General features: G+C 40.7%; 12 protein-coding genes. 9 read left to right on the top strand and 3 right to left on the bottom strand.

Annotation, left to right across the window (positions count from 1 at the left end; genetic code table 11):
• Positions 1 to 46 precede the first annotated feature (46 nt).
• From B7705_RS04385 to B7705_RS04365, 5 genes are all read left to right on the top strand, one after another.
• On the top strand, positions 47 to 1,066 hold the full coding sequence (locus B7705_RS04385) for a hypothetical protein (protein WP_084948110.1): 1,020 nt from the start codon (positions 47 to 49) through the stop codon (positions 1,064 to 1,066).
• Positions 1,067 to 1,170: 104 nt separating this feature from the next.
• On the top strand, positions 1,171 to 1,482 hold the full coding sequence (locus B7705_RS04380; RefSeq protein WP_084948108.1) for a hypothetical protein: 312 nt from the start codon (positions 1,171 to 1,173) through the stop codon (positions 1,480 to 1,482).
• A gap of 139 nt (positions 1,483 to 1,621) precedes the next feature.
• On the top strand, positions 1,622 to 2,359 hold the full coding sequence (locus B7705_RS04375; RefSeq protein WP_084948105.1) for a TraX family protein: 738 nt from the start codon (positions 1,622 to 1,624) through the stop codon (positions 2,357 to 2,359).
• Between the two features lie 106 nt (positions 2,360 to 2,465).
• Complete coding sequence (locus tag B7705_RS04370; RefSeq protein ID WP_084948102.1) at positions 2,466 to 3,164, top strand: response regulator transcription factor; 699 nt, start codon at positions 2,466 to 2,468, stop codon at positions 3,162 to 3,164.
• Positions 3,164 to 4,042, top strand: a complete 879-nt coding sequence (locus tag B7705_RS04365) for a sensor histidine kinase (protein WP_084948099.1) — start codon at positions 3,164 to 3,166, stop codon at positions 4,040 to 4,042. The genes B7705_RS04370 and B7705_RS04365 overlap by 1 nt, the downstream gene beginning before the upstream one ends.
• A 38-nt stretch (positions 4,043 to 4,080) precedes the next feature.
• Here B7705_RS04365 and B7705_RS04360 read toward each other — a convergent pair whose 3' ends face one another.
• The 3 genes from B7705_RS04360 to B7705_RS04350 form a co-directional block, all read right to left on the bottom strand.
• On the bottom strand, positions 4,081 to 4,833 hold the full coding sequence (locus B7705_RS04360; RefSeq protein ID WP_084948097.1) for an ABC transporter permease: 753 nt from the start codon (positions 4,831 to 4,833) through the stop codon (positions 4,081 to 4,083).
• Between the two features lie 10 nt (positions 4,834 to 4,843).
• On the bottom strand, positions 4,844 to 5,752 hold the full coding sequence (locus tag B7705_RS04355) for an ATP-binding cassette domain-containing protein (protein ID WP_084948094.1): 909 nt from the start codon (positions 5,750 to 5,752) through the stop codon (positions 4,844 to 4,846).
• 144 nt (positions 5,753 to 5,896) lie between these two features.
• Complete coding sequence (locus B7705_RS04350; protein ID WP_084948093.1) at positions 5,897 to 6,706, bottom strand: Cof-type HAD-IIB family hydrolase; 810 nt, start codon at positions 6,704 to 6,706, stop codon at positions 5,897 to 5,899.
• 146 nt (positions 6,707 to 6,852) lie between these two features.
• Between B7705_RS04350 and B7705_RS04345 the strand changes: the two genes are divergently transcribed.
• The 4 genes from B7705_RS04345 (at position 6,853) to addA (ending at position 14,758) form a co-directional block, all read left to right on the top strand.
• Positions 6,853 to 7,314, top strand: a complete 462-nt coding sequence (locus tag B7705_RS04345; protein ID WP_084948090.1) for a MarR family winged helix-turn-helix transcriptional regulator — start codon at positions 6,853 to 6,855, stop codon at positions 7,312 to 7,314.
• A complete protein-coding gene (locus B7705_RS04340; RefSeq protein WP_084948087.1) occupies positions 7,307 to 7,726 on the top strand; it encodes an EVE domain-containing protein in 420 nt (139 codons plus the stop codon). The genes B7705_RS04345 and B7705_RS04340 overlap by 8 nt, the downstream gene beginning before the upstream one ends.
• A 106-nt stretch (positions 7,727 to 7,832) precedes the next feature.
• Positions 7,833 to 11,108, top strand: a complete 3,276-nt coding sequence (gene rexB, locus B7705_RS04335) for an ATP-dependent nuclease subunit B (RefSeq protein ID WP_084948084.1) — start codon at positions 7,833 to 7,835, stop codon at positions 11,106 to 11,108.
• Positions 11,105 to 14,758, top strand: coding sequence for a helicase-exonuclease AddAB subunit AddA (gene addA / locus B7705_RS04330; protein ID WP_084948081.1), 3,654 nt, complete (start codon positions 11,105 to 11,107; stop codon positions 14,756 to 14,758). Before rexB ends, addA begins: the two co-directional genes overlap by 4 nt.
• Positions 14,759 to 14,766: the final 8 nt, after the last annotated feature.

Below are 14,766 nucleotides of genomic sequence, written 5' to 3'. Positions count from 1 at the left end.
AAAAAGAAAATAAAGGCTGAATGTATCAACTAAGGAGAAAATAAAGATGGGCAGAATGGTTGCAATCGGATCACTGGCTTTTCTTGGACTAGCGTTTTTGGGGATTGGACTCGGAATGTATTTCTTCCTCAAAAGGCTGGTAGTGAATGGGAAATCCGTCTTAGACGAGCCAGTAAATGAGCAAACTCGTACAGATAAGATGGGGCTTGGCGAACTTCTAGTTTACTTGTCGATAATTGCGATTGCTGGCGTTTTTGTAGTGCAAATAATGAGTAGGGGAGGAACTGGTAATGCTATTTTGGCAAGAATTGTGATCCTACCACCGATTATGGCACTTTTTAATGCTAGAAAACGCACGGGAAAAGCGATGATCGCACTTGTGGTTTCTTTTATGGTGGCTTTATTTCTTATGATAGCCTATGGTCAGATAGGGTTGCCACCTAAAGCACCAGAATTGATGATAGATGATAAGCCAATCACGCTAACACAAACAAGTGTGAGTGACCTTCTAAAAGAAGGTTTTGACATCTACATCAGGGAGAATGACAGCTTTAGTAACGATTATGATGAGGCTCTTTCTTCGGGGAAAATCAAAAAATATCAGGCTGATAAGAGTATTTTTATCGAAAAAGGTTTTCATCGAGATAGTAATGCTGTGTCGTATGCTCCCTATCTTCTTGGAAAAGATGGTTTAATCCTTGGAAGTATTGCATTATATGGAGATGAAATAAAAGAAACTGTCTTAGAGGACTGTAAAATTATCCAGTTTAAGCTGGATGAAGATCGTATCAAAGCAGCAAAATCAAAAGCTATCTCCTATAAGCTGAATGGTGTAGATTTACTGACTAGAATTGAAGAAGGAGCTATGCGAACAACCTTTGGTGATAAATTATGGTCAGTTCCGCCTGCACATCCTGTCGATTCGACCCAACTATGGTATGGTATCCAGTGGAAAAGTCACAGTGACCACCTGTTTTGGAATGAATATTTCTCCTTAATTCGCTTGGATGAAAACTACCATATGATAGATTTTGAGCTAGTTGGAGAAGTAGCGCGTGATGATTAGTGAAATAAAGACCTACTAAGTTTTTTGATGTTATTCTATTTGTACTTTGGTCAGGATTAGTATATAATCTATCATAGAGAAATTTACTAACTAGGAGAAGCATCATGGAATTAAAAGATTTTACTGAAAAAGAACAGGAAATGATAAAGCAAGGACTGACAACTTCTGAAATTAGCGATAAGGAAACCGCTGCGAAAATCCTTGCCCTAGTACCTCAGGAATGGATCAAACGCATCCCATTTTTTGTGAGAAAACACGCAACAACTCGGACAATAAAGCGAATTTCCATCGAACATCCACTTCTCTATGCAGTTGCCAAGAGAAGTGGTGAGATTCCTGAGAAGGAAAGAGAAGAATTACGCCAAATCATTACAGATATTTTCCAAGAAAAAATGAATAAGCATAAGATTAAATAATATTCTTTTATAAAAAATAGTTGCTATAAGCCTGTCTTACAAAAATGTAAGATAGGCTTTTTAAATGTAAGATAGGTGTACGATTATACGTGGAAATGTATGCTATACTCTATGTAGATCAAAAAGAAAGAGGTTTATTATGAAACAATGGAATGCGACACAGTTGAAGTATCTGATGGCGGCAGTAATGGTTCTGGACCATATCCCTCATATCACAGGGATTGTTTCTCCTTTGTGGGAAGGTATCTTTCACGCCTTGACCCGTTGTGTGGGAGTTTGGTTTGCCTATATGGCTATGGAAGGATTCATCCATACTCGAAATTTGAAAAACTACCTCATCCGTCTCTGGAGTGGAGCGCTTATCATGTTTGCTGGAAATAGCCTTCTCAATACTCTGTTTGCCTCTAAGGGTGTAATGGTTACTAATAATATTTTCTTGACTTTGGCCATCGGTGTTACCATGCTTTGGCTTGGTTTTCCAAGAAAAGAGCTGGATCAAAAAGAGAAGTTGTGGCGTCGGATTGGGGTTGCTGGTCTCTTGATTTTCGGTTGTCTTTTTACTGAGGGCGGTATCACCATGCTACCATTTCTCTTAATTAGTTACTCTTGTCGAAATCGCAAGGGATTGCGAAATCTCCTTTATACACTCCTTTGGGCCTTCTTGTTAGTGACTTCTATCCAAATCTATGACACTTGGTACCAAACTTTGGAAATGATGCTTTACAATTCTGACTGGCTCTTTATCACCGTCTTTCCTTTCATGGCCTTGTATAATGGACAGAGAGGAAAGGAAACTAGCTGGAGTAAATATTTCTTTTATATTTTCTACCCAGCTCATCTATGGATTATAGCCTTGATTGCTTATTTGGTAAAGTAGATTCAATATTCATTAGCTCCTTCTTGCTTAAAATGTGAGAGGAGCTTTTCTGTATCTGGAATTCCTAACAAAACATGTTATAATAGTTTTAGAAAGGACGAGGTTTATGGCGAGCATACTTGTAATTGAAGATAATAATGACATCCAGGAAATCTTAAGAACCCTTCTTGCAGAGGAACACGAGGTGATTCAAGCATTTTCTGGGACAGAAGGTATAATGCAATTTGACAAAGGTGGCATTGATCTCGTCTTGCTAGATATCATGCTCCCTGGGAAAAATGGCGACCAAGTCTTGCAAGCTATTCGACAAACTAGTCAGACTCCGGTCATCATGCTCACTGCTTTGGGTGATAAAAAGCTCATCAGCCAATATCTATTAGATGGCGCCAATGATTATGTAGTAAAACCTTTTGATTTGGACGAAGTCTTTGCCAGAGTCACCGTGCAATTACGCCAAAGTGGTGAACATCAGTCAGAAGATCGAAGAGATATTGATAACCTCGTAAAAAACTTTAAAAATATCCAGTTCGATGCGGATAGTTTTGAAATAAGTAGCACAACTGAAACCATTCGCCTTGCAAAGAAAGAGTGTCAGATTCTTCAAATGTTGCTCCATTATCCTAAAAAAATCTTCACCAAGGAAGAACTCTATGAATTGATTTGGGAAGAAAGTTACCTGCCTGGAGACAATACGCTCAACACTCATCTAAGCAATCTCCGTAAAAAACTGCATCAACTGGATCCAAATCATGAGTACATTGAAACCATTTGGGGAGTTGGTGTTCGATTAAAAGGAGACAAATAATGATTTACATTTTGATATCAATATTGCTCCTCATTAACATCATTTTGGCGATTTCTTTGATTCGCTATCATATAGCCATTAGAGATTTAAGCAGACAAATCGAAGAAAAGATTCGCTCTGGTAGCATGAAGAGGATCGGTGTAAATTTCTTTTCAAAGAGCATTTTGCGTCTACATAACCAAATTGAGAATCTATTTCAAGAAGTGGAGCAAAATCAGCTAATCATGAAGCGTGAAAAACACACCCTAGATATGGCAATCAGTAACATCGCTCATGATATTCGGACACCTTTGACAATCGCTTCAGGATATACTCAGCAACTAATAAAACATCCCGATAATAGTGCAGAAACCTTAAATAAAATAGCCCATCATCTTGATTTGGTTTCCAAACGTTTGGAAGCTCTCCTCGAATACCGTCATTTGATGGAAGGAGCAGTCAAACCGAAACTGGAAGAGCTTGATTTATCAACTTTTATAACGAAAAAGACATTATCCTATTACGATGTTTTTCAAACTTCACATATTGTTCTTGATTTTAACGTTGAACCTGGATTGAAAACGACGACTGATGAGGACTTGCTTGATCGAATTATACAAAACCTCCTTGGAAATGTTCTCAAGCACGGCAAGGAGAAGGCTCGACTTTCTTTGAAAAAGGAAGAAAATAGGCTTGTTTTGGAAATTGATAATCTAGTCAAAAAATCTATCAAGAATATAGACAATCTCAGCAATCGTTTTTATTCTGAAAATATGTCAGATACCGAAGAATCCTCTGGTTTAGGTCTCTATATTACTGAGGAATTGGTTCATCTTCTTGGAGCGGGTATGAAACTAGCCACTGATGGAGAATGGTTTTCGGTCTTTATTTACTTTTAACAGAAGAAATCTCCTCTATATCCTAGAGGAGGTTCTTTTTATAAACTTTTCTTCTTGAAAACAGTCAGTCCACTGAGAGAGAAGAAAAGTATGATAGCGATGCAAACCGTTATGGTATAAAGAATAGCTTGACTATCAGCAGTCATGGCATAGGCAAAATCTAGAATTAAATATCGTAGAATTTCAATGTCTGGGAAAACAAGCATTGGCGTAGAAAGAATGATAGAGGTAACTAGATAGCCAATAAATGCGGCAAGATAAGAATGAGTCACATAGAGAATGAAGGAAACAATCGAAAGCCAAGCAAGGAGGCAGAGAAATTGAAGGAAAATCGTTAAGAGGAGGTTTGTAATAAAACCATCAGGCATCGTACCAAGTCCGTTTAGTAGAGTTGAGGGAACAAAAGCAATCACAAGGCTGGCGATGAGCTGTAAGAGAGCGATACTTGCTAGTACAAAGGATTTAGCAAGGAAAAACTCTGTACGAGAAACGCCAACAGTCAAACTATTTTTATAGAGCTTGCCGATTAGATCAACTCCTAGAACTAGACATGCTAGAACAATGCAGAGAAAAACGAGGTTTGAACCATTGCTGGACGCGTTGATTAGAGCTTCTATCCCATTCCAACCATGGGTTGGAGTCTCTGGTGGTGTAGTATTTACTGACATTAGATGTCCTGTAGCTCCGATAGTAGCACCCATTAACATAAGTACAAAGAGAATGAATTCTGTAATCCAGAATCCTTTGGAGCGGAAAAGACGGTAAAAATCTGCTTGAATGGTGTGTATCATGATTTTTCTCCTATTCTACCAATTGGGTGAAGTATTCTTCTAGGTTTTGACGGGCAAAGTAAATCTCATCAATAGCAACATCGGCCAAAGTTAGTTGTTTAAGAATCTGTTTGACATCTTGTTCATTACCAAAGATATGGATTTCATTTTCAGGGTTTACAACCTTAAACTGGAGCTGGATTTGTTCTTTCAATACCTGACAAGCTCTTTCTTTATCGCTTGTTCTAAGCACAATATAATCCTCACTCAGTGTTTCAAATTCAGCTTTGCTGATTTCACGGATAATCTTACCTTGATCTAAGATACCAAAGCGATTAGCTAGGAGATAGAGTTCCGATAAGATATGGCTAGAGACGAGAATGGTTATGCCTTTTTCTTGATTGAGCCGTTGAATCATCAGACGAAATTCTTTGATTCCAATTGGGTCGAGACCGTTAATGGGTTCATCAAGAATCAGGAAATCAGGTTTGGATAGAAGGGCAATGGCGATACCAAGTCTTTGTTTCATTCCTAGCGAGAAATCACGAAAGACTTTTTTACCTGTATCCGACAAACCTACATAATCCAGTGTTTCTTGAATGACTTTATCAGCATTTGGAATATGGCGTATCATACAATAATATTTCAGATTTTGGTATGCTGTTAAGTGATTATGGGCTACAGGTGATTCGATAACTGAACCTACTCGAGATAAAGCCTTGGTCCACTCATTTTGTTCTTGACTAGAAAAGAGGGAAACTGTACCTTTGTCCGCAAACAGTAGTTGTGTAATGATTTTAATAAGAGTAGTTTTTCCCGCTCCATTTTTTCCAATTAGACCATAAATATCTCCCTCTTTTATGGTTAGACTAAGATCTTGAAGAATAGCTTGTTGGCCAAATTGTTTGGTCAGTCCATGAATTTCGAGTACTGTTTTCATGATTTTCTCCTTTTGATTTATTTTTCTAACTTTAGTATAAGCTATAGAAATCAAAGAAAGTTCAAGTAATTCTAAAGAGTTTCTAAAGTTTTGTGATTCTTAAAAAAAAAACAAAACCCAGTTGACATGAACTGGACTTCTCAATTATAAAATATACTTCTCAATCGCACGCGCGACGCCGTCTTCTTCGTTGCTGGCTGTGACGTCATTAGCAAGGGATTTGACATGGTCGCTGGCATTTCCCATAGCAATGCCAAGTCCTGCAAACTGAAGCATTTCGATATCGTTATTGGCATCGCCCATAGCCATAATTTCTGAGGGCTCAATCTTCAAAATTGCTGCTAGTCGAGAAAGAGCAGTAGCCTTTGTCGTTCCAAGCGGCATGGCTTCATAAATAACAGGCTGCGAACGAACGCCGCTGAATCTTTGGCAGAGTTCCTTAGAAAACCGCTGCTCAAAATCGTCTGTTTGCTCTTTTGTTCCCAAAAACATGCCTTGGAACATCCGGTACTTGCCACTAGTTGCTTCCTCAAGGGAAATTTCAGTCAGGTCTGAAAAGACTAGTTTGGCATCATTTTGAACGATTTCATTAGGCTTGCCACCGAGGACAAAATAATGTTCCTCATCGAAAAGAGTCAACTGGACGTCGCTTTTCTCAGCCAGGTCATAGAGGTATTCAATGTCAGCTGGACTGAGTTCTTGCCAGTCAACTAGACTCCAGTCACTGGTCTGATGGGTTGAGCAACCGTTATTGACAATTACGTACTCGTTCTGTAGGTCAAGTCCTAGTTGTTTATAGTAGGGGAGGACACCGAAAAGCGGGCGACCTGTACAGAGAACCAATTTGACGCCTTTTTCAATAACTTGGTGAATGGCAGTAATATGGGCTTGTGGGATTTCCTTGGCTTCATTGAGGAGGGTTCCGTCCATATCCAAGGCTAGTAGTTTAATCATAAGACTTCCTTTTCTAGGTGTTTTGCTTTTATTATAGCATATAGAACATAAAATGTCTGACAGAATTGTAACATCCAAGCTTCCTTTTCTTGATAAATAAAATAAATTCTTTTATAATATGTATACTTACTATTTAAGGAGAAAAAATGTCAATCTATCAGTTTAATTCGATTTACAAAAATGATGAAACAGAGTCTACAGGTCTTCTTTTCATCAAGATCTACAACAAATGGGAAAGCAACTTAAAAAGAGTTTTAAAATCAGTTGGTCTTACTTTACCCCAATTTATCGTTTTGACTTCGCTCTTGTTTCTGACTAATAGAGAGGAATATGTAACACAAGTTGATATTGCTCGTTTCACAGGTATGGATGTCATGACGGTTTCTCAGATTGTCCGGTTACTAGAGAAGAAAGACTACATTAGACGCGATCAACATCCAAAGGATAGTCGGGCAAAACTGGTCTTAGTGACGAAGTCTGGTGTGGAAAAAGTCAATCAAGCTTTACCCTTAGTAGAAGGGGTTGATGAAGAATTTTTTGAAAAACTTTCTAACGATAGAGAAAGTTTCAATCGCATGTTAGCAGAGTTGGAGGATAAAAATGCCTAGATATTGGGTCGGAGTTGTTTCAAAGAATCATGTTTTAAGAGGAGTTGAGGGGAATTTTTGTCAGGTCTGTCATGGAAAGGGCGGCCCCTTAAACCGTATGAAAAAAGGCGATTATCTTTTATACTATAGCCCCAAATACGATATGAACGGTCAAGATAAGTTACAGGCTTTTGTGGCCGTAGGTAAAATTATAGATGACAAAGCCTATCAAGTAGAGCAGTTTGAAGGATTCTTTCCCTTTAGAAGAGATGTCGAGTATTATCTACCAGTCAAAGATTGCTCCATAGAAATAGCCAGACAACATCCTGAATGGAAAGACTATACTTCTAGGCTTCGTTATGGGCATTTTGAAGTTTCCAAAGACTTTTTCCTCTATATCTTTCAGCATATGGAAGTGGATGATGAAGCTTGATTGATTTGCTAGTTAAATGATTATCAACAAGAATTTTGGATTTGGACTGTGAAGCGAACTTTGCTATAATAGAGTAAGAAACTTTGAGAAACCAAACGAGGCAGAGATGAAATTACTTTATACTGATATTCGGTCTTCTTTGACAGAAATTCTTACTAGAGAGGCAGAAGAGCTGGTTGCTGCTGGCAAGCGGGTTTTCTACATTGCCCCCAACTCTCTTTCATTTGAAAAGGAACGTGCCGTGCTGGAATGCTTGTCCCAGCAGGCTTCTTTTGCGATTACCGTCACGCGCTTTGCTCAAATGGCTCGTTACCTGGTTTTAAATGACTTGCCTACAAAGACCAGTCTTGATGATATCGGTCTTGGGATGGCCTTTTATAAATGCCTTGCTGAACTCGATCCCAAAGAGTTACGAGTTTATGGAGCTATTAAACAAGACCCTCAATTTATCCAGCAGTTGATTGAACTTTATCACGAGATGACGACTGCTCAGATGAGCTTTTTGGACTTGGAAAGTTTGACCGATGAGGACAAGCGAGCAGATTTACTCTTAATTTTTGAGAAAGTGACTACCTATCTCAATCAGAGTCAATTGGCTCAGGGAAGTCAGTTGTCCCATTTGATTGAGGCTATTGAGAATGACAAGGTAAGTAGTGATTTCAGTCAGCTAGCCTTGGTTATCGACGGTTTTACCCGTTTTTCCGCTGAGGAGGAGCATGTGGTGGATCTGCTCCATCGTAAAGGTGTTGAGATTGTCATTGGTGCTTATGCAAGTAAGAAGGCTTATACTAGTCCCTTCGTCGAAGGCAATCTCTACCAAGCCAGTGTAGAATTTCTTCATCATTTAGGTGCCAAATACCAGACGCCTGCTCAAGACCGCTCTCAGACTCATGAGAAGATAGATAGCTTCGACAAGGCCTCTCGTTTGCTTGAGTCTTCTTATGACTTTTCAGAAGTCGCCTTAGATATCGATGACAAGGACCGTGAAAATCTGCAAATCTGGTCTTGCTTGACACAAAAGGAAGAGTTGGAGTTAGTAGCCCGCAGCATTCGTCAAAAACTACATGACAATCCAGAACTGAGTTACAAGCATTTTCGGATTCTGTTAGGAGATGTGGCTTCTTATCAGTTGTCCTTAAAGACCATTTTTGACCAGTACCAGATTCCATTCTATCTAGGAAAAAGCGAATCCATGGCCCACCATCCCTTAACCCAGTATGTCGAATCTATTTTGCGTTTGAAACGCCACCGTTTTCGTCAGGAGGATTTGATTAATCTCCTCCGAACTGGTCTGTATACTGACCTTAGTCAGGCTGATATTGATGCTTTTGAGCAATATCTCCGCTATCTTGGCATCAATGGCTTGCCAGCTTTTCAGCAGACCTTTACCAAATCCCACCATGGAAAATTTGATTTAGAGCATTTAAATTCTCTTCGTCTGCGAGTTTTGGCGCCACTTGAAACCTTATTTGCCAGTCGGAAGCAAAAGACTGAAAATCTCTTGCAAAAGTGGAATACTTTTCTAAAAAATGCTGCTTTAAGCAAGCAGATGCAAGAATTGACAGCTACTATGGAAACTCTAGAACAGGAAAGACAAGCCGAAGTTTGGAAAGCCTTCTGCCATGTTTTAGAACAATTTGCTACCGTTTTTGCTGGTTCACAAGTTAGCCTGGAAGATTTCCTATCCTTGCTTCATTCTGGGATGAGCCTTTCTCAGTACCGTACTATTCCAGCAACAGTGGACACCGTTCTGGTGCAGAGTTACGATTTGATTGCGCCCTTAACGGCTGATTTTGTCTATGCCATTGGGCTGACTCAGGATCATTTACCAAAAATTGCGCAAAACACCAGCCTGTTAACAGACGAAGAAAGACAAAGCCTAAACCAAGCGACTGAAGAGGGAGCGCAATTACTGATTGCAAGTAGTGAAAACCTCAAGAAAAATCGCTACACCATGCTTTCTTTAGTCAATGCTGCCCGTAATCAGTTGATTTTGTCAGCTCCAAGTCTCCTCAATGAAAATGAGAGCAAGGAATCGGCCTATCTTCAGGAACTGGTGAGTTTTGGATTTAGCCAGATAGAGAAGAAGATTCATCACAAAGGTCTGTCTAAGGATGATATGGGTTCTTATCACAGTCTCTTGTCTAGTCTAGTTGCCTATCATCAGCAGAGTGAGACGAGTGATACTGAGCAAGATTTGACTTTTGTCAAGGTTCTGGCGCGTGTGATGGGGAAAAAACTTGATCAGAAAGGTCTTACAAATCCTGCACTCCCAACTAGTCCAAGCAGCAAACCATTAGAGAAAGAGACCTTGAAGGCTCTCTATCAAGCTGACAAGGAGTTTTACCTGTCTACGTCTGGTTTGACGGAGTTTTACCGCAATGAATACAGTTATTTCCTCCGTTATGTCTTAGGCTTGCAGGAAGAATTGCGCCTACGTCCAGATGCTCGCAGTCATGGAAATTTCTTGCATCGTATTTTTGAACGGGCCTTGAAACTACCTGCTGAAAATTCCTTTGACCAACGCTTGGAACAAGCTATTCAAGAAACCAGCCAAGAACGCGAATTTGAGGCTATTTATCAGGAAAGTTTGGAAGCCCAATTTACCAAGGAAATTCTGCTTGATGTGGCTCGGACAACAGGCCACATCCTTCGTCATAATCCAGCTATCGAAACCATCCAAGAGGAAGCAACATTTGGTGGCAAGGACCAGACCTTTATTCAATTGGACGATGGTCGCAGTGTCTTTGTGCGAGGCAAGGTTGACCGTATTGACCGCCTGAAAGCTGATGGAGCACTGGGAGTGGTGGACTACAAGTCTAGTTTGACCCAGTTCCAGTTTCCTCATTTCTTTAATGGGCTTAACTCCCAGTTGCCAACCTATCTTGCTGCCCTAAAAAGAGAAGGGGAGCAGAACTTTTTCGGAGCCATGTACTTGGAAATGGCTGAACCCGTCCAATCTCTGCTGACCGTTAAGAGTTTGGCTGGAGCAGTAGCAGAAGCCAGCAAGTCTATGAAATACCAGGGACTCTTTTTAGAGAAAGAAAGCAGTCACTTGGGCGAATTTTATAACAAAAATAAGGCCAATCAGCTGACAGACGAGGAATTCCAACTCTTACTGGACTATAATGCCCACCTGTACAAGAAAGCAGCTGAGAAGATTTTACAAGGCCAGTTCGCTATCAATCCCTATACCGAAAATGGCAGAAGCATTGCCCCGTACGTTCAGCAACACCAAGCTATCACAGGTTTTGAAGCTAATTACCACTTGGGACAAGCCCGTTTCCTAGAGAAATTAGACTTCGCTGACGGCAAGCGTCTGGTCGGAGAAAAGCTCAAGCAAGCTTGGTTTGAAAAAATGAGAGAGGAGTTGAATCGATGAAGCCCATTTCCTTTTTAACTGAGGAAGAGATTCAAAAACTGCAAGAAGCAGAAGCGAGTTCGAGCAAGGAACAGAAGAAAACTGCCGAGCAAATTGAAGCCATTTATACGGCAGGGCAAAATATCCTAGTCTCAGCGTCTGCTGGTTCAGGGAAAACCTTTGTCATGGCCGAGCGTATTCTGGATCAATTAACTCGTGGTGTAGAAATCAGTCAACTCTTTATCTCGACCTTTACCGTCAAGGCTGCTACAGAACTAAAAGAACGCTTGGAGAAAAAAATCAGCCAACAAATCCAAGAAACCAATGATGTCGATCTCAAACAACACTTGGGACGCCAATTGGCAGATCTACCAAACGCTGCCATCGGAACCATGGATTCCTTCACACAAAAATTCCTTGGCAAGCATGGCTATCTGATTGATATCGCACCAAATTTCCGTATTCTACAAAATGAAAGTGAACAGTTAATCCTCAAAAACGAAGTCTTTCATCAGGTCTTTGAAGCCCATTACCAAGGTGAGGATAAAGAGAAATTTAGTCGTTTGGTGAAGAACTTTGCTGGGCGTGGCAAGGATGAAAGAGGTCTGCGCCAGCAAGTCTACAAAATCTATGATTTTCTTCAATCCACCAGTAGCCCCCAAAAATGGCTGAACGAGTCTTTTCTCAAAGGGTTTGAAGAAGCTGACTTTGCAAATGAAAAAGACAAACTAACTGAGCAAATCAAACAGGCGCTTTGGGACTTGGAAAGTTTCTTCCGTTATCATCTGGATAACGATGCCAAGGAGTTTCCCAAAGCTGCCTATTTAGAAGCTGTTCAACAGGTTCTGGATGAAATTGGCTCCTTAAATCAAGAGTCCGATAGCCAAGCTTATCAAGTAGTGCTTGCGCGTGTTGTCGCCATCTCTAAGGAGAAAAATGGTCGTGCTCTAGCCAATTCCAGTCGTAAGGCTGAATTGAAGCCACTGGCTGATGCCTATAACGATGAGAGAAAGGCTCAGTTTGCTAAACTAGGACAACTGGCGGACCAGATAACGATTCTCGACTACCAAGAGCGTTATCATGAAGACACCTGGGAGCTAGCTAAAACTTTCCAAACCTTCATGGGTGATTTTGTGGAGGCTTATCGTGAACGTAAACGCCAGGAAAATGCTTTTGAATTCGCTGATATCAGTCATTACACCATTGAGATTTTAGAGAATTTCCCACAAGTCCGCGAGGCTTATCAGGAACGATTCCATGAAGTCATGGTTGATGAGTATCAGGATACTAACCACATTCAAGAACGGATGCTAGAATTGCTGTCGAATGGCCACAATCGCTTTATGGTGGGGGATATCAAGCAGTCCATCTACCGTTTCCGTCAGGCAGACCCACAGATTTTCAATGAGAAATTCCAACGCTATACGAAAAATCCTCAAGAAGGCAAGTTGATTCTTCTTAAAGAAAATTTCCGTAGCAGTTCGGAAGTGCTGTCAGCAACCAACGATGTATTTGAACGTCTCATGGACCAAGAGGTCGGCGAAATCAACTATGACAGCATGCACCAACTTGTTTTTGCCAATACCAAACTGACTCCTAACCCAGACAACAAGGCAGAATTTCTCCTTTACGATAAGGACGATAGTGGGCAAGAGGAAGAAGAAAACCAAACAGAAACAAAACTCACAGGAGAAATGCGCCTAGTTATCAAGGAAATCTTGAAGCTCCACCAAGAGAAAGGTGTAGCCTTTAAGGAAATTGCCCTTTTGACTTCAAGTCGCAGTCGAAATGACCAGATTCTACTTGCCCTATCTGAGTATGGGATTCCTGTCAAAACCGACGGTGAGCAAAACAATTATCTCCAATCCCTAGAAGTACAAGTCATGCTGGACACCCTTCGTGTCATTCACAACCCCCTGCAAGACTATGCCTTGGTAGCACTTATGAAGTCTCCTATGTTTAGCTTTGATGAGGACGAGTTGGCACGTTTGTCCCTTCAGAAAGCAGAAGATAAAGTCCAAGAGAACCTCTATGAGAAACTAGTTAATACTCAAAAACAGGATACCGTCCAAAAAGACTTGATTCACACAGAACTAGCTGAGAAACTAAATCAGTTCATGGATATTTTGGATTCTTGGCGCTTGTATGCCAAAACCCACTCTCTCTATGACTTGGTTTGGAAGATTTATAATGACCGTTTTTACTATGACTATGTTGGAGCCTTGCCAAACGGTCCAGCCAGACAGGCCAATCTTTACGCCCTAGCTCTGCGAGCTGACCAGTTTGAAAAGAGTAATTTCAAGGGTTTGTCGCGTTTTATACGTATGATTGACCAAGTCCTAGAAGCCCAGCACGATCTCGCAAGCGTAGCCGTCGCACCGCCTAAAGATGCCGTGGAACTCATGACCATTCACAAGAGCAAAGGGCTGGAGTTCCCTTACGTCTTTATCCTCAACATGGATCAGGACTTCAACAAGCAAGATTCGATGTCAGACGTCATTCTCAGTCGTCAAAATGGGCTTGGTGTCAAATACATTGCCAAGGTGGAAACAGGAGCAGTGGAAGCACACTATCCTAAAAACATCAAACTCTCCATTCCTAGCCTAACTTATACGCAGAATGAAGAGGAATTGCAACTGGCTAGCTATTCAGAGCAGATGCGTTTGCTGTATGTTGCCATGACGCGGGCCGAGAGAAAGCTTTATCTTGTCGGTAAGGGCTCTCGTGAAAAGCTAGAAGCCAAGGAATACCCAGTAGCAAATAACGGAAAATTAGATAGTAATACCAGACTGCAAGCCAAGAATTTTCAAGATTGGATCTGGGCTATAACCAAAGTATTTGCCAAGGAAACTCTCAACTTTAGCTATCGTTTTGTTGGTGAAGACCAGTTGACCAGAGAAGCTATCGGTCAATTGGAAAACAAGAGCCCTCTACAAGATAGCTCTCAAGCAGACAACCGCCAGTCAGAAACCATCAAAGAAGCTCTGGAAATGCTGAAAGAGGTGGAAGTTTATAATACTCTTCACCGTGCAGCCATTGAACTACCAAGTGTTCAAACCCCAAGCCAAATCAAGAAATTCTACGAACCCGTTATGGATATGGAAGGGGTAGAAATTACTAACCAAACAAAATCATCAGAGAAGCAAATCAGATTCGATTTGCCAGACTTTTCAACAAAAGAAAAGGTAACAGGAGCTGAGATTGGTAGTGCCACCCATGAACTTATGCAGAGAATTGACCTTAGTCAGCAACCAACACTTGCTAGCCTGACAGAAACACTCAAACAAGTTCAGACTAGTCCAGCTGTTAGAGACAAGATCAATCTTTCTAAAATTCTCGCATTCTTTGATACAGCACTTGGTCAGGAAATTCTCGCTAATACCGGCCATCTCTATCGCGAGCAACCTTTCTCCATGCTTAAACGAGACCAAAAGAGTCAGGAAGACTTCGTTGTCCGTGGGATCTTGGATGGCTATCTGCTTTATGAGGATCGCATCGTTCTTTTTGACTACAAGACTGACCGTTATGATCAACCAAGTCAACTCATAGACCGCTATCGTGGCCAGTTAGCCCTATATGGTGAGGCTTTATCACGAGTTTATTTGATTGAAAACATAGAAAAATACCTAATTTTACTCGGCAAAGACGAGGTTCAAGTTGTAAAAGTATAATCTAGAAA

The sequence above is a fragment of the Streptococcus oralis subsp. dentisani genome, assembly GCF_002096685.1.
Taxonomy (GTDB): Bacteria; Bacillota; Bacilli; order Lactobacillales; family Streptococcaceae; genus Streptococcus; species Streptococcus oralis_AD.
This window is presented reverse-complemented; position numbering and strand designations above follow the sequence as displayed.